Consider the following 22,833-nt stretch of genomic DNA (forward strand, 5'->3'; position numbering starts at 1 on the left):
TTACTTCCTACGCTGGCCCCGTCGTTTTTGTTGGCTTGGCCGGCCCGCTGCGCTGCAGGCCGGTATGTAGGAGTTGTTTATGCGTGTAACTCTCGGTGTACTGCAGACCAATCTGTTGCTGGTGCTCTTTTTCGCCCTGGTACTGAACTGGCCAATCTTTTTGCATTTCTATACGGTGCTCAGCGCCCTGACCCATGTCAAAGCCGGATTTGCCATCTCGATCCCGCTGGTGCTGATCGCTGCGCTCAATGCCGTGTTTATTCCCTTCACGTTCCGGTTTGTGCTCAAGCCCTTTTTTACCGTGCTCATTCTGACTGGCTCCATCGTCAGCTACGCCATGCTCAAATACGGTGTCATCTTTGATGCCGGCATGATCCAGAACATAGTGGAGACCAACAGTGGTGAGGCGGGTGCCTATTTGAATGGCTCGGTTGCGCTCTGGTTTCTGCTGACCGGGCTGCTGCCTGTTCTGGTGCTCTGGTCACTGCGGATCCGCTATCCGGCTCGCTGGTATCAGGGGTTGGCGTGGCGGGCTGGTGCACTGGCTATCTCTCTGCTGTTTATCGGGGGCGTCGCGTCACTTTACTATCAGGATTACGCCTCGGTCGGGCGCAACAACAAGTCGCTGGCCAAAGAGATTGTGCCCGCCAACTATGTGCACGGCCTCTACAAATATGGGCGGGATGTGCTGTTTGCCACGCCGATCCCCTACCAGCATCTGGGGACAGATGCCAGGGTGGTGGCGCGGGGAAGCAAGCCGACTTTGATGTTCCTGGTGGTGGGGGAGACGGCGCGCAGCCAGAACTACTCCCTTAACGGGTATGGCAAGGCGACCAACAGCTTTACAGCAAAAGAGCAGGGGGTGGTGTCGTTCAGGAATGTGCGCTCCTGCGGTACAGCCACCGCCGTCTCGGTGCCCTGCATGTTCTCCAACCTCACTCGCCGCGGTTACGATGACCAGCTTGCCAGCTCCCGTGACGGCCTGCTCGATGTGCTGCAACATGCCGGGGTCTCGGTGTTGTGGAAAGAGAACGATGGCGGCTGTAAAGGGGTGTGCCGCAATGTGCCGACCATCGAGATCCTCCCCAAATCCTATCCTGCGCTCTGTCAGGGGGAGTCTTGCTATGACGAGGTGCTGCTGGAGGGGCTGGATCAGCAGATTGCCGGCATGAAGGGCAACAAGCTGGTGGCTTTTCACCTGATGGGCAGCCATGGCCCGACCTATTTTCGTCGTTACCCTGCCAGCGAGCGCGTCTTTATGCCGGACTGCCCGCGTAGCGACATTGAAAACTGCAGCAACGAAGAGCTGGTCAACACCTATGACAACACCATCCGCTACACCGACAAGGTGGTGGGACTGCTGATAGACAAGCTCAAGTCGCTGGAGAGCCAGTATGATGTGGGACTGGTCTATCTCTCCGATCACGGCGAATCCCTTGGGGCTATGGGGCTCTATCTGCACGGCACGCCCTACAAGTTTGCGCCGGATGATCAGACCCGGGTGCCGCTGCTGACCTGGTTCTCGCCCCAGTTACAGGCCGATCGCCAGCTTGATATGGGTTGCCTGGCGGCGGAGGCGAGCAGCCAGCGCTTCTCCCATGACAACCTCTTTCACTCCATGCTGGGGATCATGGATGTGCAGACGAGTGTTTACGACAACAAGCTGGACCTGTTCAAGCCATGTCGGGCGGGTTAAACCGCCAGCAAGCACACAATAGAAAACGGCAGCCAGTGGCTGCCGTTTTGTTATCTCGCAAGGTCAGTGCCTTACTTCTGCTCCATGATGATCTGCAGCAGATCTCCCTCCAGCAGGGCGCGCTTGACCAGCGCAAAGCCGCCATAGGTCGGCTGGTTCTGGAAGCGGGCTTTCACGATGGGCAGGCCACGGTGGAAGCTCGGCAGGGATTGATGCTCGACGCAGCGACGGATGGCCGGGAAGAGGATCTCTTCGGCGGCGGTGATTTCACCGGCGATCAGCACCTTCTGCGGGTTGAACAGGTTGACCGTGATGGCCACTGCCCGTCCCAGATGCTCACCCACGTTCTCGATGACGCTGCGGGCCAGTTCATCACCTGCCAGCGCCGCCTTGCACACCTCCTGAATGGTGATGTGCTTCTCTTGCAGCACGCTCTGGTGGCCGCGGCTGATGAGCTCCTTCACCTTGTCGATGATCGCTTCGTTGGAGGCGATGGTTTCGAGGCAGCCGAAGTTGCCACAGTGGCAGCGCTTGCCGAGCGGCTCGACCTGAATATGGCCGATCTCGCCGACGTTGCGGTTCTGACCGAGGAACACCTGACCCTTGGTGATGATCCCGGAGCCCGTCCCCTGATGGACACTCACCAGAATGGAGTCCATGCAGTCGCGGGACTCGCCGAAGAAGTGTTCGGCCAGTGCCAGAGAGCGGGTGTCGTTGCCCACGTAGCAGGGGAGGTTGAAGTGGTTCTCAAGCAGCTTCGCCAGCCCCAGATTGCGGATCTGGTACTTGGGGGTGTAGATGACCATGCCGGATTCCGGGTTGACCAGACCCGGCATGGTCAGCGCGATGCTGATGAGGTTGCGACAACGTTCGCGGTTGGCATCGATAAAGGCGCCAATCTCCCGCAGTAGCATGTCGACCACGGGTTGCTGGTCGATCTCGGTCACCTGAATGACGTGCTGGTCGAGCTCCTTGCCATCGAGGTCATAGAGACTCAGTTGCAGATAGCCGCGGCCCAGCTTGGCAGAGACAAACTGAAAGCGATGTTTGATGGTGGTCAGGGAGATGGCACGCCGCCCGCCGGTTGAGGCTTGCGGAGAGGTCTCCTTGATCAGGCCATGCTCGATCAGTTGCCGGGTTATTTTGGTCACGCTGGCCGGGGCCAGCTGACTCAACTCGGCAATCTTGACCCGGGAGATGGGGCCTTGCAGGTCGATGAGCCGATACACGGCTGCACTGTTGACCTGCTTGATAAGATCTACGTTTGCTATTTGTCCGCCAGTCATGATGTCACTGTTGTGTGTAGTGTCCGTTAACCACGGTCCCACGGACCGTGAAGTCCTGATCGAAGACAGTGAGGTTGGCTACTTTACCGACCTGGATACTACCGAGACGTGAGTCCCATCCAATGGCGCGAGCGGGGTAGAGGCTGGCCATTCTCAGTGCTTCATCGAGCGGTAATCCGACCTGCTTGACCAGATTTTCCACCCCCTCAATCATGGTGAGGGAGGAACCGCCGAGTGTACCATTCTCGTCGACACACTGACCATCGCGTAAAAAGACGGTGGTGCCACAAAAATCAAATTTCTCAAAGCCTTCCGGCGCTCCGGCTGCTGCGGTGGCATCGGTGACCAGCACCAGTCGCTCCCCCAGCGCCTTGTGAGCCAGACGCACGTTGGCCCAGTGTACATGGTGGCCATCGACGATGATGCCCGCGTAGACATCTTTGCGATCGTAGATGGCGCCCACGACGCCCGGCTCGCGACCATTGAGGGTCGGAGTCATGGCGTTGTAGAGGTGGGTCGCAAAGCTAATACCGTTATCGAACCCGGCCATGGCCTGATCGTAACTGGCGGCAGTGTGACCGGCCGAGACCAGAATGCCCGCTTCCACCAGACGGCGGATATGGGCCGGCTCGTTGCGCTCCGGTGCCAGGGTGATCTTGGTGATGGCATCCGCGTTGGCGCAGAAGAAGTCGATCATCTCGTCCGCTGGCTGGCGAATTTGCGCGGCAGGGTGGATCCCCTTGCGCTTGAGGTTGGTATAAGGCCCTTCCAGATGGACGCCCAGCACCTCGTTGGGGTGTGCCGCCATGTAGTCGCGGGTAACCGCAACGGCCTGCTTCATATCCGCATCCGGACTGGTGATCAGGGTCGGCAGGAAGCTGGTGGTACCGGATTTGAGGTTGGCCGCCTGCATGGTTGCCAGGGTCTCGACCGTGATGTCGGTGTTGAACATCACCCCGCCACAGCCGTTGAGCTGCACGTCGATAAAACCGGCGGTCAGGTTGGCGCCCTTGAGGTCAATCTGCTCGATGCCCGCAGGCAGTTCAGCCAGGTGAGAGATGGCGACAATTTTGTCGCCCTCGATAAGCACCCCGTAGCCGGTCAGCACGCAGCTGCCGGTGTAGAGGGTGCAGTTGGTCAATGCGTACATGACGACTCCTTACAGACGGCCGATGTTGGCGGCTTCCAGCTGCTGGAAGTAGCGAACGGTCTTGACCTTGAGCTCCATGGTAGAGGGCTCGTCGCACACCATCATTCCCTTCGGATGCAGTTGCAGGGTGGAGATGGTCCACATGTGGTTGACGCTGCCTTCCACTGCGGCCTGCAGAGCCAGTGCCTTGCCGTGACCGGTGACCAGGATCATGATCTCTTCCGCATCCATCAGGGTGCCGACACCCACGGTCAGGGCCAGCTTGGGCACCTGCTCCATGTCGCCACCGAAGAAGCGGGAGTTGGCGATGCGGGTGTCTTCGGTCAGGGTCTTGACCCGGGTGCGGGAGGAGAGGGAAGAAGCCGGCTCGTTGAATGCGATGTGGCCGTCATTACCCACGCCACCCATGAACAGGTGGATCTTGCCGTAGGACTTGATCTTGTCTTCATAGCGCTTGCACTCGGCCACCAGATCCTCGGCATTGCCATTGAGGATGTTGATGTTCTCGGGACGAATGTCGATGTGGTTGAAGAAGTTGTTGTGCATGAAGCTGTGGTAGCTCTCCGGGTGATCTTCCGGCAGGCCGACGTACTCGTCCATGTTGAAGGTGACCACGTTCTGGAAGCTCACTTCACCGGCTTTGTGCAACTCGATCAGGCGCTTGTAGGTGTTGAGCGGGGTGCCACCGGTGGGCAGGCCCAGTACGAAAGGGCGATCGCTGGTCGGCTTGAACGCGTTGATGCGGTCAACGATGTAACGAGCAGACCACAGGCCTACTTGGCTGGCAGATTTCAACGGGATCAGGCGCATATGGGATACCTCTGTGTCGGGTTGCGACCGGTTTGGCGGTGGCAATGGGCTAAGACGGATTCAAGTTGTTTTATAGCGTAAATAAAGATTGCGAACTAAGCCACATCTATCCACCACCTTTATCTTGTTTGGGTGATAACGATCACGATTATCGGTTTATTAATTTGCGCAGCGAAATAAAAGCCCTAGACTGCCAATCAAGCCTTGATGGCTTATGCGTCAAACGTGATAAGCACTTAATTTCTAGAAAAACATTAACTAAGGAGAGGAACCGTGAACATTCTCGGTTATTTGCAAAAGATCGGCCGTGCCCTGATGGTGCCGGTAGCGGTATTGCCTGCCGCAGCGATCCTGATGGGGGTTGGCTACTGGATTGACCCGAATGGTTGGGGTGGTGACAGTGCGCTGGCGGCCTTCCTGATTAAAGCGGGCGCAGCCATTATCGATAACATGTCCGTACTGTTCGCAGTCGGTGTCGCTTACGGTATGTCCAAGGATAAAGACGGTTCTGCTGCCCTGGCAGGTCTGGTCGGCTTCCTGGTCGTTACCACCCTGCTGAGCCCGGGCGCTGTGGCCCAGATCAAGAGCATCCCGGTGGAGCAGGTTCCTGCCGCGTTTGCCAAGATCAGCAACCAGTTCGTGGGTATCCTGTGTGGTGTTATCGCCGCTGAGCTGTACAACCGCTTCAGCAGCGTCGAGCTGCACAAGGCACTCTCCTTCTTCTCCGGTCGTCGTCTGGTACCGATCGTAACCTCCGTGGTGATGATCGTCGTATCTTTCATCCTGATGGCCGTATGGCCGGCAATCTACGGTGGTCTGGTCTCCTTCGGTGAGTCCATCGTGAGCCTGGGCTCTACCGGTGCCGGTATCTACGCCTTCTTCAACCGTCTGCTGATCCCGATCGGTCTGCACCACGCCCTGAACTCCGTGTTCTGGTTCAACGTGGCCGGTATCAACGACATCCCGAACTTCCTGGGTGGTCAGGCTACCATCGATGCTGCTCTGGCCGCTGGCAAGAGCCTGGATCAGGTGAAAGGCGTGGTCGGTATGTACCAGGCTGGCTTCTTCCCCATCATGATGTTCGGTCTGCCGGGTGCCGCTCTGGCCATCTACCACTCCGCCAAGAAAGAGAACAAAGAGAAAGTTGCTTCCATCATGATCGCAGCTGCCTTTGCCTCCTTCTTCACCGGTGTAACCGAGCCGCTCGAGTTCTCCTTCATGTTCGTGGCGCCGGTACTGTATGTCATCCACGCCGTACTGACCGGTATCTCCGTGTTCATCGCTGCCTCCATGCACTGGATGGCCGGTTTCGGTTTCAGTGCCGGTCTGGTGGATATGGTGCTCTCCAGCCGTAACCCGCTGGCGACCAACTGGTACATGCTGATCCCTCAGGGTCTGGTCTTCTTCGGCCTCTACTACACAGTGTTCCGCGTAGTGATTGCCAAGCTGAACCTGAAAACCCCGGGTCGTGAAGATGACGAAGAGAGTGCTCCGGCTGCCGCTCAATCTACCAACCGTACCGAGCTGGCCAAGCAATACCTGGAAGTGCTGGGTGGTCAAGAGAACCTGGTCTCCATCGATGCCTGCATCACCCGTCTGCGTCTGACTCTGAAAGACCGCAGCATCGTCGATGAGCGCAAGCTGAAAGCCCTGGGTGCGGCCGGTGTGGTCAAACTCGGTGAGCAGAACCTGCAGGTGATTCTGGGCCCATTGGCCGAAATCATCGCCGGTGAGATGAAAGCCCTGCGTTAATCGAGCGACTCGCTCACCTCAAGTCTAAGTCCATTGTTGACATAACTAAGGGCCCCGCTCTGGGGCCCCATATAAAAAGCCAAGAAAATCCAACCTTTACTTCAAATGAGAGCAGCAGTTATGAACTTGAAACATTCTCTGTTAGCCATTGCCATGTCTACCGTTTTTGTCAGCCAGGTCCAGGCAGCCGATGCCGCCAAGCAGGCAGTGGTCGACTCCCTCGCCAACAACCTGGTGGTCAAGTATGAAGTGGTCACCAACGACGGTGCCGGTGCTGGCCTCGATTGCCAGGCGCTGGGTTCCGAGTGGGCGAGCTGTGGCGTTGCCAAGCTGCACCTGACCAATACCGGTGCGGACGTGACCTCCAAAGACTGGAGCATCTACGTCTCCTCCATCCGTCGTATCCAGCGTGTGGATAACGACCAGTTCACCATCACTCACCTGACCGGCGATCTCTATCGTTTGACGCCAACCGAGAAGTTCCAGGGCTTTGCCAAGGATGCCACGGTCGAAGTGCCGCTGGTGGTGGAATACTGGGTGCTGTTCGAATCTGACATCATGCCGAACTGGTATGTCGCCAGCGAAGGTGCCGAGCCGAAAGTGCTGGCCAGCATGAGCAACATCAATGATGCCAGCACCTACGAGAAGCCGATGCCGGCCGATGGCTGGAAGCGTACCAAGGATGACAAGAACATCCTGATGAACAGCGAAACCCGTTTCGCGGCCAACCAGACCAGCACCCTGCTGCCGGCTGGCAAGATTGACAACCAGATCCTGCCGACCCCGATGAAGCAGGTGGTCAAGGCTGGTCCGCAAATCGACTTCTCTACCATCAAGCTCAATGCCCTGGATTTGCCGAGCGATCGCGCCGAGGCCCTGAAGGCTCAACTGACCAAGCTGGGTGTTACCCTCTCCGACACCGGCTACCCGGTGACCATCAAGCTCGGCAGCAAGCTCAAGCAGGCTGAAGGCTATGACATGACCATCGGTCAGAAGGGCACCGTGATCCAGGGTCGCGATATCGACGGGGCATTCTGGGGTGCACAATCCCTGATCTCCCTGCTGGGTGTTGATGACAAGCTGGTGAGCCCGATGACCGTCGAGGATGCGCCGCGCTTTGAATACCGTGGCATGCAGACCGACGTGGCCCGCCACTTCCGCAGTCTGGATACCATGAAGAAGCTGGTTGACCAGATGTCTGCCATGAAGCTCAACGTGCTGCACCTTGGCCTGACCAACGATGAAGGCTGGCGTCTGGAAATCCCGGGTCTGCCGGAGCTGACCCAGGTCGGTAGCCAGCGTTGCCACGACGAGTCCGAAACCAAGTGCCTGATGCCGCAACTGGGTTCCGGCCCGACCAGCGACAACCAGGGTTCCGGTTTCTACAGCAAGTCTGACTACGTGGATCTGGTGCGTTATGCCAAGGCCCGCGGAGTGACCGTGATCCCCGAGATCAACATGCCGGCCCACGCTCGTGCTGCCGTGGTCTCCATGGAGGCGCGCTACAAGCGTCTGATGGCGGAAGGCAAAGAAGCGGAAGCCAACCAGTTCCGTCTGACTGATCCGGCTGACACCTCCAACGTCACCTCAGTCCAGTTCTACGACAAGATGTCCTTCATCAACCCTTGCCAGCCAGGTGCTGCCACCTTCGTGGCCAAGGTAATGGATGAAGTTGCCCAGATGCACCAGGCCGCCGGTCAGCCGCTGACCGCATGGCACTACGGTGGTGATGAGGCGAAGAACATCATGCAGGGCGGTGGCTATCAGGATCCGGCCGTCACCAAGAAAGAAGAGCTGGTCGCCTGGAAAGGTAACGTCGACTCCAGCAAGCAGGACAAGCCGTTTGGCAAGTCCCCGATGTGCCAGAAGATGATCGACGAAGGCAAGATCAAGGAAGTGGGCGAGCTGCCGGTTTACTTCGCCAAGGAAGTGGGCCAGATGGTCAAAGACCGCGGCTTCTCTACCCTGCAGGCGTGGGAAGATGGTCTGAAGTACGCCAGCGGTGCCAAGGACTTCGCCACCGACAACACCCGTGTCAACTTCTGGGAAACCCTCTACTGGGGTGGCTTCAACGAAGCGATGAAGTGGGCCCACAAGGGTTACCAAGTGGTGCTGTCCAACCCGGATTACCTCTACTTCGACTTCCCGAACGAAGTACACCCGGCCGAGCGTGGCTACTACTGGGCAACCCGTTTCAACGACACCCGCAAGGTATTCGCCTTCGCCCCGGAAAACCTGCCACAGAACGCCGAGACCTCGGTTGACCGTGACGGCAACGCCTTCGTGGCCAAGGGTGACCAGGATCCGGTCAAGTTCAAGGGGATCTCCGGTCAGCAGTGGAGTGAAACCGTGCGTACCGATGCTCAGTACGAGTACATGGTCTACCCGCGTATCTTCTCCGTGGCCGAGCGTGCCTGGCACAAAGGTGGCTTCGAGCTGAACTATGTGAAGGGTCGCGAGTTCTCCGGCGAGACCAAGTTCGTCAACAAGGCCACCCTCAACAAAGAGTGGAACCAGTTTGCCAACGTACTGGGTCAGCGCGTGCTGCCGAAACTGGATCAGGCCGGTGTTGAATACCGCCTCTCCGTACCGGGTGCCAAGGTAGTGAACGGTGTGCTGGAAGCGAACGTGGATCTGCCGGGTCTGCCCATCCAGTACAGCCTGGACGGTACCAACTGGAGTGCCTATGACGCCGCGGCCAAGCCGAGCGTGAATGGCAAGGTCTACCTGCGTACCACCAGCTTCGATGGCAAGCGCACCAGCCGCGTCACCGAACTGAACTGATAGCAGTCAACCGTTAACATGAGGTGGGTCGCAAGACCCGCCTTTCCCAAGGGCGATGGCGCATCGGGTTTGGGAAAGGTTGACTGTGCGTGTGAGCCTTTGTTGTGTGTAATTGTCTGTTTTGTGTTTTTCATCACTTTCAGCCCCGCCTAGTGCGGGGCTTTTTTATGCATTTGGTGTGCAATGTGCCAAGCCACGCCGTTTTTAGCGGTGCAATGGCCGGGAAATGGCCCGGAAGTGCCAAATTCAGGTTGAGACAGCGCCCGTAATAAGGGATCATACCCGGCTTGACGGCGGGGGGATGAGGGTGCCAGCCGGCACAACTTCCGCCAGTGACGCTTTTTTGAGGTGAGCCATGAGTCAGGCGAACAGCCCAACTAACTTTATTCGTCAGATCATTGATGAAGATCTGGCCAGCGGTAAGCACAGCAGCGTGCATACCCGTTTTCCGCCCGAGCCGAACGGTTATCTCCATATCGGCCACGCCAAATCCATCTGCCTGAACTTCGGCATCGCCCGCGACTATCAGGGCCAGTGCAACCTGCGTTTCGATGACACCAACCCGGTGAAGGAAGATATCGAGTACGTAGAGTCCATCAAGCAGGATGTACAGTGGCTCGGCTTCCAGTGGAACGGCGAGATCTGCTACTCCTCCGACTATTTCGACAAGCTGCACGGCTACGCCATCGAGCTGATTGAAAAGGGTCTGGCCTATGTGGACGAGCTGACGCCCGAGCAGATGCGCGAGTACCGTGGCACCCTGACTGAAGCTGGCAAGAACAGCCCGTTCCGCGATCGCAGCGTGGAAGAGAACCTGGCGCTATTTGCCAAGATGAAGAACGGCGAGTTCGCCGAAGGCACCGCCTGCCTGCGCGCCAAGATCGATATGGCATCCCCCTTCATGGTGATGCGTGATCCGGTTATCTACCGCATCAAGTTTGCCCACCACCACCAGACCGGTGACAAGTGGTGCATCTACCCGATGTACGACTTCACCCACTGCATCTCGGACGCGCTGGAAGGGATCACCCACTCCATCTGTACTCTGGAGTTCCAGGACAACCGTCGTCTGTACGACTGGGTGCTGGACAACATCACCATCGACTGCCATCCGCGTCAGTACGAGTTCTCTCGTCTGAACCTCGAATACACCGTCATGTCCAAGCGTAAGCTGAACCTGCTGGTGACCGAGAAGCACGTCGATGGTTGGGATGACCCACGCATGCTGACCGTCTCCGGTCTGCGTCGTCGTGGTTACACCCCGGCCTCCATCCGCGAGTTCTGCAAGCGCATCGGCGTCACCAAGCAGGACAACATCGTCGAGATGAGCATGCTGGAAGCCTGTATCCGTGAAGACCTCAACGAGCATGCACCGCGCGCCATGGCCGTGCTGCATCCGGTGAAAGTGGTCATCGAGAACCTGGCTGCCGACGAAGTGCTGACTGCCCCGGCCCACCCGAGCAATGCCGAGATGGGTACCCGCGAGTTGAACTTCACCCGCGAGATCTTCATCGATGAAGCGGACTTCAAAGAAGAGGCGAACAAGCAGTTCAAGCGTCTGGTGCTGGGCAAGGAAGTGCGTCTGCGCAATGCCTATGTGATCAAGGCCGAGCGCATCGAGAAAGATGCCGATGGCAAGGTCACCTGCATCTACTGCTCCTACGACCCCGAGACTCTGGGCAAGGATCCGGCCGATGGCCGCAAGGTGAAAGGGGTGATCCACTGGGTCAGCGCCACTCACTCCCTGCCAGCCGAAGTGCGTCTTTACGACCGTCTGTTCAAGGTACCGAACCCGGGCGCCGAGGATGACTTCGAAGCCGCGTTGAACCCGGAATCCCTGGTGATCATCGAGGGTGCCCGTGTCGAGGCTTCCCTGAAGAACGCCAAGCCGGAGCAGGCTTACCAGTTCGAGCGTGAAGGTTACTTCTGCGCCGACAACAAGCTCTCCAGCCCGGAGCATCTGGTGTTCAACCGCACCGTTGCCCTGCGCGACTCCTGGGGCAAAGTCGAAGGCTAAGCCGATGGGGCAGGGGAAACCCTGCCCTGTGCGATGCCAAAGGCCTGCGCCGGACAATAAAAAAGCCAGCTGATGCTGGCTTTTTTATTGTCCGTTATCTGCAAGTCGCGGCTGACTTATTCGTCGTGCTTGCACTCACCGGTAGCACAGTGACCGTAGAGGTAGAGGCTGTGATTGGTGAGACGGATATTGAATTTCTTGGCGATCTCGCGCTGACGCTGTTCGATCACCTCGTCGGAGAACTCGATCACCTTGCCGCAGTCGAGGCAAACCAGGTGGTCGTGGTGCTCCTGAGTGGCCAGCTCGAATACCGACTTGCCACCTTCGAAGTGGTGACGGGTAACGATACCGGCATCATCAAACTGGTTGAGAACGCGATAGACGGTAGCGAGACCAATCTCTTCACCCAGGTCGATCAGTCGTTTATAGAGATCTTCGGCGCTGGTGTGCTGGCAGTCCGGCTGTTGCAGGATTTCCAGGATTTTGACCCGGGGCAAGGTGATCTTGAGCCCGGCCTTTTTTAACGCTTGGTTGTTGTCTGCCATATTCTACTTATTCGCATTCTCGAAGGTGGGGTTATTCTGATGGACTGCCGCAGGAATGGCAACCTTGAACTCGCTTGGCCTGTCATTATAGGTCGTAGCCTCCCTAAAAATAAACCCAGCAATTCAAGGGGTTTAGCCATAAATGGCCGGTTGGATTGAAATAATCAATCGTGTCGTCCGACTTGCTGGCATGGCAGATGTTGATAAGATGTAACTTTCATATTCTGGTCGGATGAGATCCATGGATTGGCTTTTTGACAAGGCGGCCTGGGTGCGCCGCGCACTCAACGCTTGGCCCCCTTTCTGGGGTGCCGGTATCACGATAGAGACCCTGAGCGATGACTTTCGCTACTGCCGGGTGACCCTGAAATCCCGCTGGTGGAACAAGAACGCCAACCGCACCCAGTTTGGCGGCAGCATGTTTGCCATGACGGACCCCATCTATCCACTGATGCTGATGGGCTACTTCAAGAATCGCTACTACGTCTGGGACAAGGCGGGCAGCATCAACTATATCAAGCCCGGCAAGGGCAAGCTGGTGGCCGAGTTCAACCTGACCGAGGGCAAGCTGGCCGAAATCGTGGCGGCGACTGAAGGTGGCAACAAGCACTTCCCCGAATTCGAGGTCACGGTACAGGACAAGAGCGGCGAGCTGGTGGCGCAGGTCAAGCGCACCCTCTATGTGCGAGCCAAACCGGAGCACAGGGGTGAATAACAGGGAAGAATAAAGGCAGGCATCGCAACAAGCAGATACAACAAGGGCCCCGTCGGGGCCCTTGTTGTCAGAGGTATGAGGGGAGGCGGATTACTCCAGCTCGCCCAGGCACATCTCTTCGTGCAGCTGTTTGCACCAGCCCTTGACGCGCTCGGCGGTCAGCTCCGGCTGGCGATCTTCATCGATACCCAGACCGACAAAGTGCTTGTCATCGACCAGTGCCTTGGAGGCTTCGAACTCGTAGCCGGCAGTCGGCCAGTGACCGATGATGATGGCGCCTTTGGCTTCGACGATGTCACGCAGGGTGCCCATGGCGTCGAGGAAGTACTCGGAATAGTCTTCCTGATCACCGCAACCGAAGATGGCGACCAGCTTGTTGGTGAAGTCGATTTCGCCCAGATCGGGGAAGAAGTCGTCCCAGTCGGCCTGGGCTTCGCCGTAGTACCAAGTCGGGATGCCGAACATCAGCAGATCAAAGCTCTCGATGTCGGCCTTGCTGCTCTTGGCGATGTCACGGACTTCAATCAGGTTTTTGCCCAGCTCTTTCTGGATCATCTTGGCGACAGCTTCGGTGTTACCGGTATCGCTGCCAAAAAACAGACCTACACTTGCCATAGTGTTTAGTTACCCGTATTTGGTGTTAATGCTCAACGCTCAGACTGCAATGTCCACCGCAAAGGCGGACTCAATCTGTTGTTTCAGGATAGATTGGATCAGCTCGGCTCGGCTGATGTTCTGTTGTAACGCAAGTTGGTTCAGGCGCTCCAGCAACTCGGCCTCCACCTTTAACTCTACCCGCTTCAGCCCATTTTCCCGATCGCGCTTAAGCTGGTTACGCTTGTTGATCTTGAGCTGGGTCTCGCGGGGGAGTGGATTGGTCTTTGGCCTGCCGGGGCGCTTCTCATTTGCGAACAGATCCAGTGTTGTTCGATCAGTTTGCTGTTTGGCCATACATCACAGATGAAAATAAGTTAGCCGAGTCCTGAGCCTTCCCAGCCCAGTTCGATCAGCCCCTTGGCGACAAAACCCGCACAACCCAGAAACAGTACCAACCAGACGATAAAACGACCGAAACGGGGCACGTTGCCGCGCTTGAGCACGTCCTGAATGGCCAGGCCAATCAATATGAAAATGGCCACAAAGAATAACTTGAGGCCCAAACTTTCGATCAGGTCGATATGTTCACTTAGCATGGATTGCGCACACTCCTTATGACGGGCGCACTATATCACAAAGGATTTGAAACTGTTAACCGCCTGTCGACAGGAAATCCACAACCAATTTGTTGAACAGAGCCGGTTTTTCCGCATGCAGCCAGTGGCCGGTACCCGCGATGACACGCACCTTTGCCGCCGGGAATTGGGCCAGTGCCGTCTCGCTGTATTGGGGCTGCATATAGTCAGAATCCCCCCCTTTGATAAAGAGCACCTGCCCCTCGAAGCGGCGTTCATCCTCTGGCCAGCCCATGATGTTGGCGTAGTTTTGCTCAAGGGCGGGCACATTGAAGCGCCATCCCCAGCCATGCTCGCCTCTGGCGAACGATTTGAGCAGGAACTGGCGTACCCCGGCGATCTCGATATGCTGCGCCAGCATGGCTTCTGCTTCACTGCGGCTTTGCGGCGGCGTGCGTCGTGTGGCGTTGAGTCCGGCAAAGACATTCTGGTGGCGGGAGTGGGGATAGGCGACCGGCGCCATGTCGGCCACCACCAGTTTGGTCACCCGCTCTGGCGCCAGCTTGGCGACCTGCATCGCCACCTTGCCACCCATCGAGTGGCCAATCAGGGTGGCTTCGGCAATCTCCAGCCGATCCATCAGGGTCAGGATGTCGGCCGCTTGCGCCGGATAGCTCATCTCGCTGCTATGAAAGGAGGCTCCGTGGTTGCGCAGATCGACGCTGACCACCCGATAGTGTTCGCCGAGGGCACGGGCCAGCAGGCCGAGGTTGTCGAGGCTGCCAAACAGGCCGTGGATCAGAATGACCGCCGGTCCCTGACCCTGCTCCTTGAAGTTCAATATGCTGTTTTGTTGCAAAATGACACCTTGTCGGTCGTGGGTGCGTATCGCTGTTTTATTTAACGCACTGGAAAGAAAAGGATTTCGTCCAATGGATTGGGATTTTATGTGGTTTTTTTTCTAAAAAATCCCGTCCGGATCGGCTATCAGTGCGGCTGATCACACACTTGGGCCGCTATTATGCCGTATTCTCGATGAGATTCATGTACATCTGCCAGCCCCTTGCTTGGGCTGTCGGGTTTGCCTATGTATAATCGCCGCATCCGAATTTTGACGAGTCCAGCGCATCCCTATGAAAACCATCGAGCTTGATGACGATCTCTACTTCTATATCGCCAGCCAGACCCGGCACATTGGTGAGAGTGCCTCCGATATCCTGCGCCGTCTGCTGGAACAGCCTGCTAACCAAGGTGTGCCGGTTGCCGAGCCCGTTGCCGTCGCGCAGCCCAGTGCGGTAGCCACCCGGCAAGGGCTGCAAGCCCTGCTTGATTCTGGCGAGCTGCAGCAGGAAGAGAAGTCCATCAACCGTTTCATGCAGGTGCTGAGTACCCTCTACCGGGATGATCCGGTCGGGTTTACCCAGGCCACCGAAATCAAGGGGCGCAAGCGCGTCTATTTCTCGCGGGATCCCGAGGCTCTGCGCGCCAGTGGCAGCACCACCAAGCCCAAGCCGGTACCGGAAACCCCGTTCTGGGTAATCACCAACACCAACACCAGTCGCAAGCAGAACATGGTGGCCCAGCTGATGAGCAGCATGGGTTACGGCGACGAGGTGATCGCGCAGGTGTGCGGCGCAATCTAACGGTTTTTCAAGACTCAGGCCTTGCCCGGCAAGGCCGCCATTACGCAAGGAAAACGCCATGGCTCAGCATTCCCACGCCGGTCAGCCGGCCCGTTTAAGCGACCTGACCAACATTCCCCGTCTGGTCAGCGCCTACTACCTCAACAAGCCGGACATGAGCCGCCCCGAGCAGCGAGTTGCCTTCGGTACCTCCGGCCACCGCGGCAGCGCCCTGCACAGCGCCTTTACCGAATCCCATATTCTGGCGGTGACCCAGGCGCTGGTGGAGTATCGCCAGCAGGCCGGCATCACTGGCCCGCTGTTTGTCGGCATGGATACTCACGCTCTGTCCGAATCCGCCTTTGCCAGCGCCGTCGAAGTGCTGGCCGCCAACGGCGTTGAAACCCGCATTCAGGCCGGCCTCGGTTTTACCCCGACCCCGGTCATCTCTCACGCCATCCTGCGCCACAATGCAGGCAAACCGGCTGCCCGTGCTGACGGCGTGGTGATCACTCCGTCCCACAACCCGCCGGAAGATGGTGGCTTCAAGTACAACCCGCCTCACGGTGGCCCCGCCGAAGGGGAGATCACCAAGTGGGTCGAGGATCGTGCCAACGCCATTCTGGAAGCGGGTCTGGCCGGCGTGAAGCGCATGCCGTTCGCCGAGGCGCTCAAGAGCCCGTTCGTGGTCGAGCACGACTATGTCACCCCCTATGTGGATGATCTGAAGAACGTGCTGGACATGGATGCCATCAAGAACGCGGGAATCAAGATCGGTGTCGATCCGCTGGGCGGCTCCGGCGTCGCCTACTGGGACGTCATCGCCAAGACCTATGGCCTGAACATCGAGGTGGTGAACTACAAGGTCGACCCGACTTTCTCCTTCATGACCCTGGATAAAGACGGCAAGATCCGGATGGACTGCTCCAGCCCGTTCGCCATGGCCAGCCTGATCGCGCTCAAGGACAAGTTCGACATCGCCCTTGGCAACGACCCTGACTACGACCGTCACGGCATCGTCACCAAGTCCGGCCTGATGAACCCGAACCACTATCTGGCGGTAGCGATCCAGTATCTGTTTACCCACCGCACCGGCTGGTCTGCCGATGCGGCCGTCGGCAAGACGCTGGTCTCTTCCTCCATGATCGACCGGGTGGCCGGCGAGATTGGCCGCACCCTGAAAGAGGTGCCGGTCGGCTTCAAGTGGTTCGTGGATGGCCTCTACAGCGGCGAGTTCGGCTTTGGTGGCGAGGAGAGCGCAGGCGCCTCCTTCCTGCGCAAAGATGGCACCGTCTGGACCACCGACAAGGATGGCTTCATTCTGGCGCTGCTGGCGGCAGAAATTCTGGCGGTCACCGGCAAGGATCCGCAGGCTCATTACGACGCACTGGAAGCCAAATTTGGCCGCTCCAGCTACCGCCGCATCGACGCCCCGGCCAACAGCGCCCAGAAAGCCGTGCTCTCCAAGCTGGATCCGGCACTGGTAGAAGCCTCCACTCTGGCGGGTGAGCCCATCATCGCCAAGCTGACCAAGGCGCCGGGCAACGATGCCGCCATCGGCGGCCTCAAGGTGGTGACCGAGAACGGCTGGTTCGCGGCGCGCCCCTCTGGCACTGAGTCCATCTACAAGATCTACATGGAGAGCTTCAAGGGCGACACGCACCTCGACCTCATCCAGCAAGAGGCCCAGCAGATCGTCTCCGCTGCGCTGGCCAAGGCAGGCGTCTAAATCAGGTAGTCATCCTTGAGCCCCTGATGGGGTTGAACGTTGGATATAAAAAAGGAGCCATGATGGCTCCTTTTTCATTGTCTGTTTTATGCCAGCGAGTTGTCAGCGCGCCGCCTTCACCGCCAGCCCCAACTGCCATACCGCCATGGCGTAGTGGGTGCTGTGGTTGTAGCGGGTGATGGTGTAGAAGTTGGGCAGGCCGTACCAGTATTGGTAGCCGGTGCCGACATCGAGGCGCAGCAGGCTCGACTCGCTGTGGTTGCCGAGGGTGCTGGTGGGCGTCAGCCCTGCGCGGCGCAGGGTGGCGACCGGGTAGCGGGTCTGGAAGCCGTGCTCATAGCCGGGCAGTTGGCCCTGACCGCGCACCGCCACCGGTTGGCCTTTCTCCCAGCCGTGGGCCTTGAAGTAGTTGGCGACGCTGCCGATGGCATCCACCGGATCCCACAGGTTGGTGTGGCCGTTGCCGTCAAAGTCCACCGCATAGCGCTGGAAGCTGGAGGGCATAAACTGGCCGTAGCCCATGGCGCCCGCATAGGAGCCCTTCGGTTCGGTGGGGTCCATCCCCTCATCGCGGGTCATCACCAGGAAGGCTTCCAGCTCGCTCGTGAAGAACTCGGCGCGACGCGGATAATCAAACGCCAGGGTGGCCAGCGCATCCAGAATGCGGGTCTTGCCCATCACCCGGCCCCAGCGGGTCTCGACCCCGATAATGCCGACGATGATCTCAGGCGGCACCCCGTAGATCTGCTCCGCCCGGTTCAGCTCGCTTGCGTATTCACGCCAGAAGTTGACGCCGTTCTGTACGTTGTCGGGGGTGATGAACTTGGCGCGATAACGGTTCCAGGCACCGGTCGGGCCAGTGGGCTTGGCGGTGGTCGGCGCCTGGGCATCCATCAGGCGGATGATCCAGTCGTAACGCTCTGCCTGTGCCAGCACCTGATGCAGCTGGGCGTTGTCAAAACCGTGCTTCTCGACCATCTTCTGGACGAACCGGTCCACGTTGGGGCGATTGGCGAAGTCCCCCTTGCTAACCCCTTGTGTATAAACGGGTTTGCTCGATGGCGCCTGATTGATAAAGGCGCTCTTGGGTTGGGGGACGACCACGGGCTTTGGCGCGGGGGCGCTGCTGCAGCCACCGAGCAGGGGGAATAATGACAGAGTGAGAAGAGAGGCAAGGCGACGCATAGGGTTCTCAAAGAGACTGATAAAGTGTCGCAATGGTAAAACATTGTCATCCCCGTGCAAGTGTTCCGTGCGCCTTGTTTGCCGCCAATTCATCGTGCGATGGATTAGCCCTCCGGTGAGGGCTGTGCTATTTATGGCTGGGGGGGACGTAGAGTGTGGTAGCCGCTCCAGAGTCGGGTCAGGGTGGTGATGGCGCAGAGCAGGGCAAAGCCGTAGGCGAGCGGGGCGAAGGCGGCGGGCCACAGGCACATCAGCACGAACAGGGCGATGGTCTCGCTCCCCTCGGTGAGACCGCCCAGATAGTAGAGAGACTTGTGGTGGTAGACCGGATTGTCGATGCCCCGCTTGCCCGCCATGATGGCAAACGCCAGGAAGCTCGAGCCGGTACCCATAAAGGCAAATAGCAGGGTGGCGGCGGGCAGCGCATTGGCGGGGGCGGTGAGGGCAAAGCCCAGCACCACGGCGGCGTAGAAAATAAAGTCGAGGGTGATGTCGAGAAAGCCGCCGCAGTCGGTGATGCCGGTTTCCCGCGCCACGGCGCCATCGAGCCCGTCCAGCAGCCGGTTGAGCAGGATGGCCACAAGCGCCCATGAATAACAGCCAAAGGCCAGCAGCGGCAGCGCCAGCATGCCGATGGCAAAGCCGGTGAGGCTCACCTGATTGGCACTGATCCCGGCACGGCAGAGCGGTTTGGCAAGCTGGGTGAGAGGGCTGCGGATCACGGGGATCAGATGGCGATCAAACAAGGTGAACACTCCTCGGTTAACAGTGGCATTCGGTGAGGTTGAGTATGGTGCCCGGCGCGTCTTCCGCATCGTGGGTCACCAGGATGGCGGGGATGGCCTGCGCCTTGATCTGCGCGAACACCAGTTCGCGAAAGTCGGCCCGCAGCGGCTTGTCGAGGCGGGAGAAGGGCTCGTCCAGCAGCAGGGCGTCGGGTTCGGCCAACAGTGCCCGCAGCAGGCTGACCCGCGCCCGCTGGCCCCCTGACAGCAGCTGCGGCAGCTTGTCAGCCTGATCCGCCAGTGCGACCTGCGTTAACGCTGTCAGTGCCTTTTCCCGCCGCGCACGTTTTCCCTTGATGGTCGCAGGCATACCGAACATCAGGTTCTCCGCCACCGTCAGATGGTCAAACAGCAGGTCATCCTGAAACAGCATGCCGATGCGCCGCGCTTGCGCGGGCAAGGCGTTGAGTGGCCGCTCGCCGAGCCTTACCTCCCCCTCCAGCCGGATCGGGCCGCTATCTGTCTGCGCGCCGGGCAGTACTCCGGCGAGCCCCGCCAGCAGGGAACTTTTACCGCAACCGCTCGGCCCCATCAGGGTCAATACCTCGCCGGTGGCCACCTGCAGGGCAGGGAGCGAGAGCAGCAGTTTTTCATCAAGGTAAAGCCGAAGAGGCGTGGTGCTCAGCACATGGCTATTTCCATCATGAGAGTTCATCGTGAGCAGCCACCCTTGAGCGCCGGATTGATCCGCGCCGGCAGCCAGAGTGCCAGCAGGTAGATAACGAGTGGCAACAGCAGTTGCAGCAGGCCGTAGAGCCCCGCCAGCCGCCGGTTGAGGCCGCTGCCGATGGCCACCGCTTCGGTGGTGATGGTGACCACTCTGCCCGCGCCAAAGAGCAGGGTCGGCAGATACTGGGCCAAACTCACGGCTGCCCCGACGCCGAAGGCAAACAGCAGCGGGCGCGCCAGCAGCGGCGCTTTCACCTGCCACCAGGCTTGCCACGGCGTAGCCCCCAGCAGCAGGGCGCTCTGAGTGATCCGCGGATCGAACTGGCGATAGGGGCCGTGCAGACACAAATAGACATAGGGAAAGACAAACAGCAGCTGGCTCCAGAGCACCCAGCCCCAGCCAATGCCGCTGCTTATCGAGTCATGTGCAAGCCAGTCCAGCCCGAGCCGGATACCAAACAGCAGGCTCGCTTGCGGCAGCAATAGCGGCAGGCAGATAAGCCAGAGTGGCCAGGGGCGGCGGCCGGCTTGCGCCTCCAGACTCAGCACCGCCATCACCAGTGCCAGCAAGCCGCTCACCAGCGCCAGCAGTGCGCTGGCTGCCAGCAGTGGCAGCAGGGTTGGCAGCAGATCCAGCCAGTAATGACTGCTCCACTGGCTGGGCCAGAGGGCGGGAAAGGGCCAGCGGCGCGCCAGTGACCAGAGCAGCAGCGCCGCCAGCACCGCCAGATTAAGGGTGATCAGAGTGAGTGCAGAGCCTGCTGCGAGCCGGTTGGCAAAGGAGTGGGACGCAGCTCGTTTGCCATCGAGCCAGCAGCCTTTGCCCACCTCTTGATGAAGCCACTCCAGTAATCTGAGCATGGCGATCAGCAGCGCCGTGATAGCGAGCAGCAGCAGGGCGCCGCTGGCGGTGGCGCCGCGCCAGAGCAGGTCCGGGTCCTGATACCAGAGCCACAACCGCACCGCCAGCGGGGCGGGGGTGTCAGGCCCGAGCAGTTGGGCGAGATCCACCACCGCCACTCCGTAGGCCGCCACTGCATAGATGGGTAGGCGCAGGGCGGGCCAGAGCGCCGGCAGCAGCAGGCGCCACCAGATCTGGGGGGCGCTGAAGCCGAGGCTCGCCCCCAGCCACTGCTGGCGTGCCAGCTGGATGGGTTGCTGTGCGGCCATGGCCATCAGTAGCAGAAAGGGGGTCTCCTTGAAAACGAGCAGTGCAATCAGCCCGAGCCCCCAAGGGTCACGAATGGTCTGCCAGTCGGGGGGGAAATCAAAACCCGTCAGAGCTGGCGAGACGAGCCGCAGCAGCCAGCCGGAGGGGGCGAGCAGAAAGGCAAAGCCGATGGCAAAGGCGACGTGGGGCATGGCCAGCATGGGCGAGAGCAGGCGACGGAGCAGGCCGAAAGCGCGGCTGTTGCTGTGGGCCAGCAGCAGGGCGGTCAACAGCAGGCTGCCAAGGGTTGAGGCGGCGCCAATCCACAGACTCAGCGCAGCGGAGTGCCATAGGCCAGGCTGGGCCAGCAGCAAGGCGAGATGAGAGGCGGTCATCCCCTCCGCCAGCAGTTGCCACAGCCCCGCCAGCAGAGGGATGACGAAGATCGCCAGATAAATGACCGCCATCCCAATACTCATAATGGGGTGGCGTGTCAACCGGCGCCACGGTCGGGAGCGGGAAAGCGGGTGACCAGCGGCACTCATCAGTGACCGTAACGCTCTGCCCAGGCTGCTTCCAGCTTGAGCTGCCAGCTGGGGTGAGGCTCGGCTACTGCTTTGAAGCGTAGTGCCGGTTGCCCCTTGGCTGAATCAGGCAGGGTATCGGCCCGCAGCACGCTGGGATCACCCCAGAAGGCCGGATTGGCCTTGCGCGCCTGCGCCGCCGGGCTCAGCAGGAAGTTGGCCACCACCTTGGCACCCGCACGGGTGTTAGCGTTAAAGGGGATGGCGAGAAAATGGCTGTTGGTGAGAGCCCCTTTCTCCATGGCGACCGCTTCCACACTGGGGGGCAGGGCGCCAATCTGGGCGGCGCTTTGCGCCTCCTGCGGATTGAAGCTGATGGCCATGGCCAGTTCGCCATCATCGAGCAGTTGGCGGGTTTCGGCGGCGCTGCTGGGGAACAGTTTGCCCTTGCGCCAGAGTGCCGGATGCAGCTCATCGAGCCAGGCCCAGAGCGGGGCGGTGAGTTGGGTAAACTCGGTATCGGTCGCCTCCCGATAGAGGGGGGCGGGGTTTGGCGTCAATTCCAGCAGGATCTGCTTGAGAAAGCTGGAGCCATGGAACTGGGGCGGCTTGGGATAGGTGAAGCGACCGGGGTGGGCCTTGGCCCACGCCAGCAGGGCTGCAGCCGAGGTGGGCGCTCTGGCGACCTCTTCGGTGTCGACCATCAGATTGAGCTGGCCGATGCCCCAGGGGGCTTCCAGCCCTTCCACCGGCAGAGTGAAGTCCTCACTCACCGGCAGGCTGTTGTCTACCAGCGCCATGTTGGGCAGCTCTTGAGTAAAGGGGGCACCGAGCAGCCCCTGCTCCTTGAGCGCCTTGAAATTCTCGCCGTTGACCCAGAGCAGGTCGATGGGGCCGCCAGTTTGCTTGCCCGCCTGCTTGTTGGCCAGCAGCTGGCTGACGCTCTGGGCGATGTCATCCACCTTCACCTGTACCAGCTTGACCTGATAGTCTCGCGCCAGCTCCTGCCCGGCCCACACCAGATAGGCGTTGATCTCCGGGCTGCCGCCCCAGGCGTTGAAGTAGACGGTCTGCCCCTTCGCCTCCTCAAGGGTCTGTTGCCAGTTGTCATCAGGGCTGGCTAACAGCGGGCCGCTGGCCAGCAGTGGCAGGGCGCACAGCAGGGCGTTTAGCCGCTGTTTGAGCCGAGATCTGCAGTGTGAGTTGAGGTGTGAGCAGAGCTGTGAGAATGGCTTGAGCATA

At 59.5% G+C, this 22,833-nt stretch carries 20 protein-coding genes; 7 read left to right on the forward strand and 13 right to left on the reverse strand.

Features of this window, described 5'->3' with window-relative positions:
* Nucleotides 1–79 precede the first annotated feature (79 nt).
* A complete protein-coding gene (locus tag G5306_RS05610; RefSeq protein ID WP_421230653.1) occupies nt 80–1,696 on the forward strand; it encodes a phosphoethanolamine transferase in 1,617 nt (538 codons plus the stop codon).
* A 71-nt stretch (nt 1,697–1,767) separates the two neighbouring features.
* Here the strand turns inward: G5306_RS05610 and nagC are convergent, their stop codons facing one another.
* From nagC to nagB, 3 genes are read right to left on the reverse strand one after another with little or no spacing between them, the layout of a single operon-like run.
* A complete protein-coding gene (gene nagC, locus G5306_RS05615) occupies nt 1,768–2,982 on the reverse strand; it encodes a DNA-binding transcriptional regulator NagC (RefSeq protein ID WP_421312531.1) in 1,215 nt (404 codons plus the stop codon).
* A 4-nt stretch (nt 2,983–2,986) separates the two neighbouring features.
* Nucleotides 2,987–4,132 (reverse strand): N-acetylglucosamine-6-phosphate deacetylase, encoded by a 1,146-nt coding sequence (nagA, locus tag G5306_RS05620; protein ID WP_421312532.1) that lies wholly within the window; start codon nt 4,130–4,132, stop codon nt 2,987–2,989.
* A 9-nt stretch (nt 4,133–4,141) separates the two neighbouring features.
* Nucleotides 4,142–4,942: a glucosamine-6-phosphate deaminase gene (nagB, locus tag G5306_RS05625; protein WP_257697219.1), complete on the reverse strand. Its 801-nt coding sequence runs from the start codon at nt 4,940–4,942 to the stop codon at nt 4,142–4,144.
* 273 nt (nt 4,943–5,215) lie between these two features.
* Here nagB and nagE point away from each other — a divergent pair, with 273 nt between their 5' ends.
* From nagE to glnS, 3 genes are all read left to right on the forward strand, one after another.
* A complete protein-coding gene (nagE, locus tag G5306_RS05630; RefSeq protein WP_421312533.1) occupies nt 5,216–6,694 on the forward strand; it encodes an N-acetylglucosamine-specific PTS transporter subunit IIBC in 1,479 nt (492 codons plus the stop codon).
* Between the two features lie 120 nt (nt 6,695–6,814).
* The gene (locus G5306_RS05635; RefSeq protein WP_164537181.1) at nt 6,815–9,478 is read left to right on the forward strand and encodes a beta-N-acetylhexosaminidase; all 2,664 of its coding nucleotides are present in this window, start codon (nt 6,815–6,817) and stop codon (nt 9,476–9,478) included.
* 355 nt (nt 9,479–9,833) lie between these two features.
* Nucleotides 9,834–11,495 (forward strand): glutamine--tRNA ligase, encoded by a 1,662-nt coding sequence (gene glnS / locus G5306_RS05640; protein ID WP_005334302.1) that lies wholly within the window; start codon nt 9,834–9,836, stop codon nt 11,493–11,495.
* Nucleotides 11,496–11,611: 116 nt separating this feature from the next.
* On the opposite strand, the gene fur is transcribed toward glnS, so the two are convergent.
* Nucleotides 11,612–12,040, reverse strand: coding sequence for a ferric iron uptake transcriptional regulator (fur, locus tag G5306_RS05645; RefSeq protein ID WP_005334301.1), 429 nt, complete (start codon nt 12,038–12,040; stop codon nt 11,612–11,614).
* A gap of 241 nt (nt 12,041–12,281) precedes the next feature.
* Between fur and G5306_RS05650 the strand changes: the two genes are divergently transcribed.
* On the forward strand, nt 12,282–12,755 hold the full coding sequence (locus G5306_RS05650) for a DUF4442 domain-containing protein (protein ID WP_040066107.1): 474 nt from the start codon (nt 12,282–12,284) through the stop codon (nt 12,753–12,755).
* 90 nt (nt 12,756–12,845) lie between these two features.
* Here the strand turns inward: G5306_RS05650 and fldA are convergent, their stop codons facing one another.
* Genes fldA through G5306_RS05670 form a run of 4 tightly spaced genes read right to left on the reverse strand, consistent with a single transcriptional unit; the run spans nt 12,846 to nt 14,786 of the window.
* Complete coding sequence (gene fldA / locus G5306_RS05655; RefSeq protein ID WP_005334298.1) at nt 12,846–13,370, reverse strand: flavodoxin FldA; 525 nt, start codon at nt 13,368–13,370, stop codon at nt 12,846–12,848.
* Nucleotides 13,371–13,409: 39 nt separating this feature from the next.
* Nucleotides 13,410–13,706, reverse strand: a complete 297-nt coding sequence (ybfE, locus tag G5306_RS05660) for a LexA regulated protein (protein WP_005334297.1) — start codon at nt 13,704–13,706, stop codon at nt 13,410–13,412.
* 20 nt (nt 13,707–13,726) lie between these two features.
* Entirely contained in the window at nt 13,727–13,948 is a 222-nt protein-coding gene (locus G5306_RS05665) for a DUF2788 domain-containing protein (protein ID WP_005334296.1), read from the reverse strand.
* A 55-nt stretch (nt 13,949–14,003) separates the two neighbouring features.
* Nucleotides 14,004–14,786, reverse strand: a complete 783-nt coding sequence (locus G5306_RS05670) for an alpha/beta fold hydrolase (protein ID WP_162632486.1) — start codon at nt 14,784–14,786, stop codon at nt 14,004–14,006.
* 274 nt (nt 14,787–15,060) lie between these two features.
* Here G5306_RS05670 and seqA point away from each other — a divergent pair, with 274 nt between their 5' ends.
* Nucleotides 15,061–15,570 (forward strand): replication initiation negative regulator SeqA, encoded by a 510-nt coding sequence (gene seqA, locus G5306_RS05675; RefSeq protein ID WP_227273364.1) that lies wholly within the window; start codon nt 15,061–15,063, stop codon nt 15,568–15,570.
* Nucleotides 15,571–15,628: 58 nt separating this feature from the next.
* A complete protein-coding gene (gene pgm / locus G5306_RS05680; protein WP_216954158.1) occupies nt 15,629–17,278 on the forward strand; it encodes a phosphoglucomutase (alpha-D-glucose-1,6-bisphosphate-dependent) in 1,650 nt (549 codons plus the stop codon).
* 102 nt (nt 17,279–17,380) lie between these two features.
* On the opposite strand, the gene mltB is transcribed toward pgm, so the two are convergent.
* From mltB to G5306_RS05705, 5 genes are all read right to left on the reverse strand, one after another.
* Complete coding sequence (mltB, locus tag G5306_RS05685; protein WP_058056184.1) at nt 17,381–18,463, reverse strand: lytic murein transglycosylase B; 1,083 nt, start codon at nt 18,461–18,463, stop codon at nt 17,381–17,383.
* Nucleotides 18,464–18,594: 131 nt separating this feature from the next.
* Nucleotides 18,595–19,209 carry a CDP-alcohol phosphatidyltransferase family protein gene (locus G5306_RS05690; RefSeq protein WP_421312534.1) on the reverse strand — a complete coding sequence of 205 codons (615 nt, stop codon included), beginning with the start codon at nt 19,207–19,209 and terminating at the stop codon, nt 18,595–18,597.
* Between the two features lie 16 nt (nt 19,210–19,225).
* Nucleotides 19,226–19,876, reverse strand: coding sequence for an ATP-binding cassette domain-containing protein (locus tag G5306_RS05695; protein ID WP_421312544.1), 651 nt, complete (start codon nt 19,874–19,876; stop codon nt 19,226–19,228).
* A 23-nt stretch (nt 19,877–19,899) separates the two neighbouring features.
* Nucleotides 19,900–21,534: an ABC transporter permease gene (locus tag G5306_RS05700; RefSeq protein ID WP_421312535.1), complete on the reverse strand. Its 1,635-nt coding sequence runs from the start codon at nt 21,532–21,534 to the stop codon at nt 19,900–19,902.
* Between the two features lie 77 nt (nt 21,535–21,611).
* Nucleotides 21,612–22,832, reverse strand: coding sequence for an ABC transporter substrate-binding protein (locus tag G5306_RS05705; RefSeq protein ID WP_234887691.1), 1,221 nt, complete (start codon nt 22,830–22,832; stop codon nt 21,612–21,614).
* Nucleotide 22,833 lies beyond the last annotated feature (1 nt).

It is taken from the genome of Aeromonas sp. 603404, assembly GCF_049171775.1.
GTDB classification, from domain to species: Bacteria; Pseudomonadota; Gammaproteobacteria; order Enterobacterales; family Aeromonadaceae; genus Aeromonas; species Aeromonas veronii_A.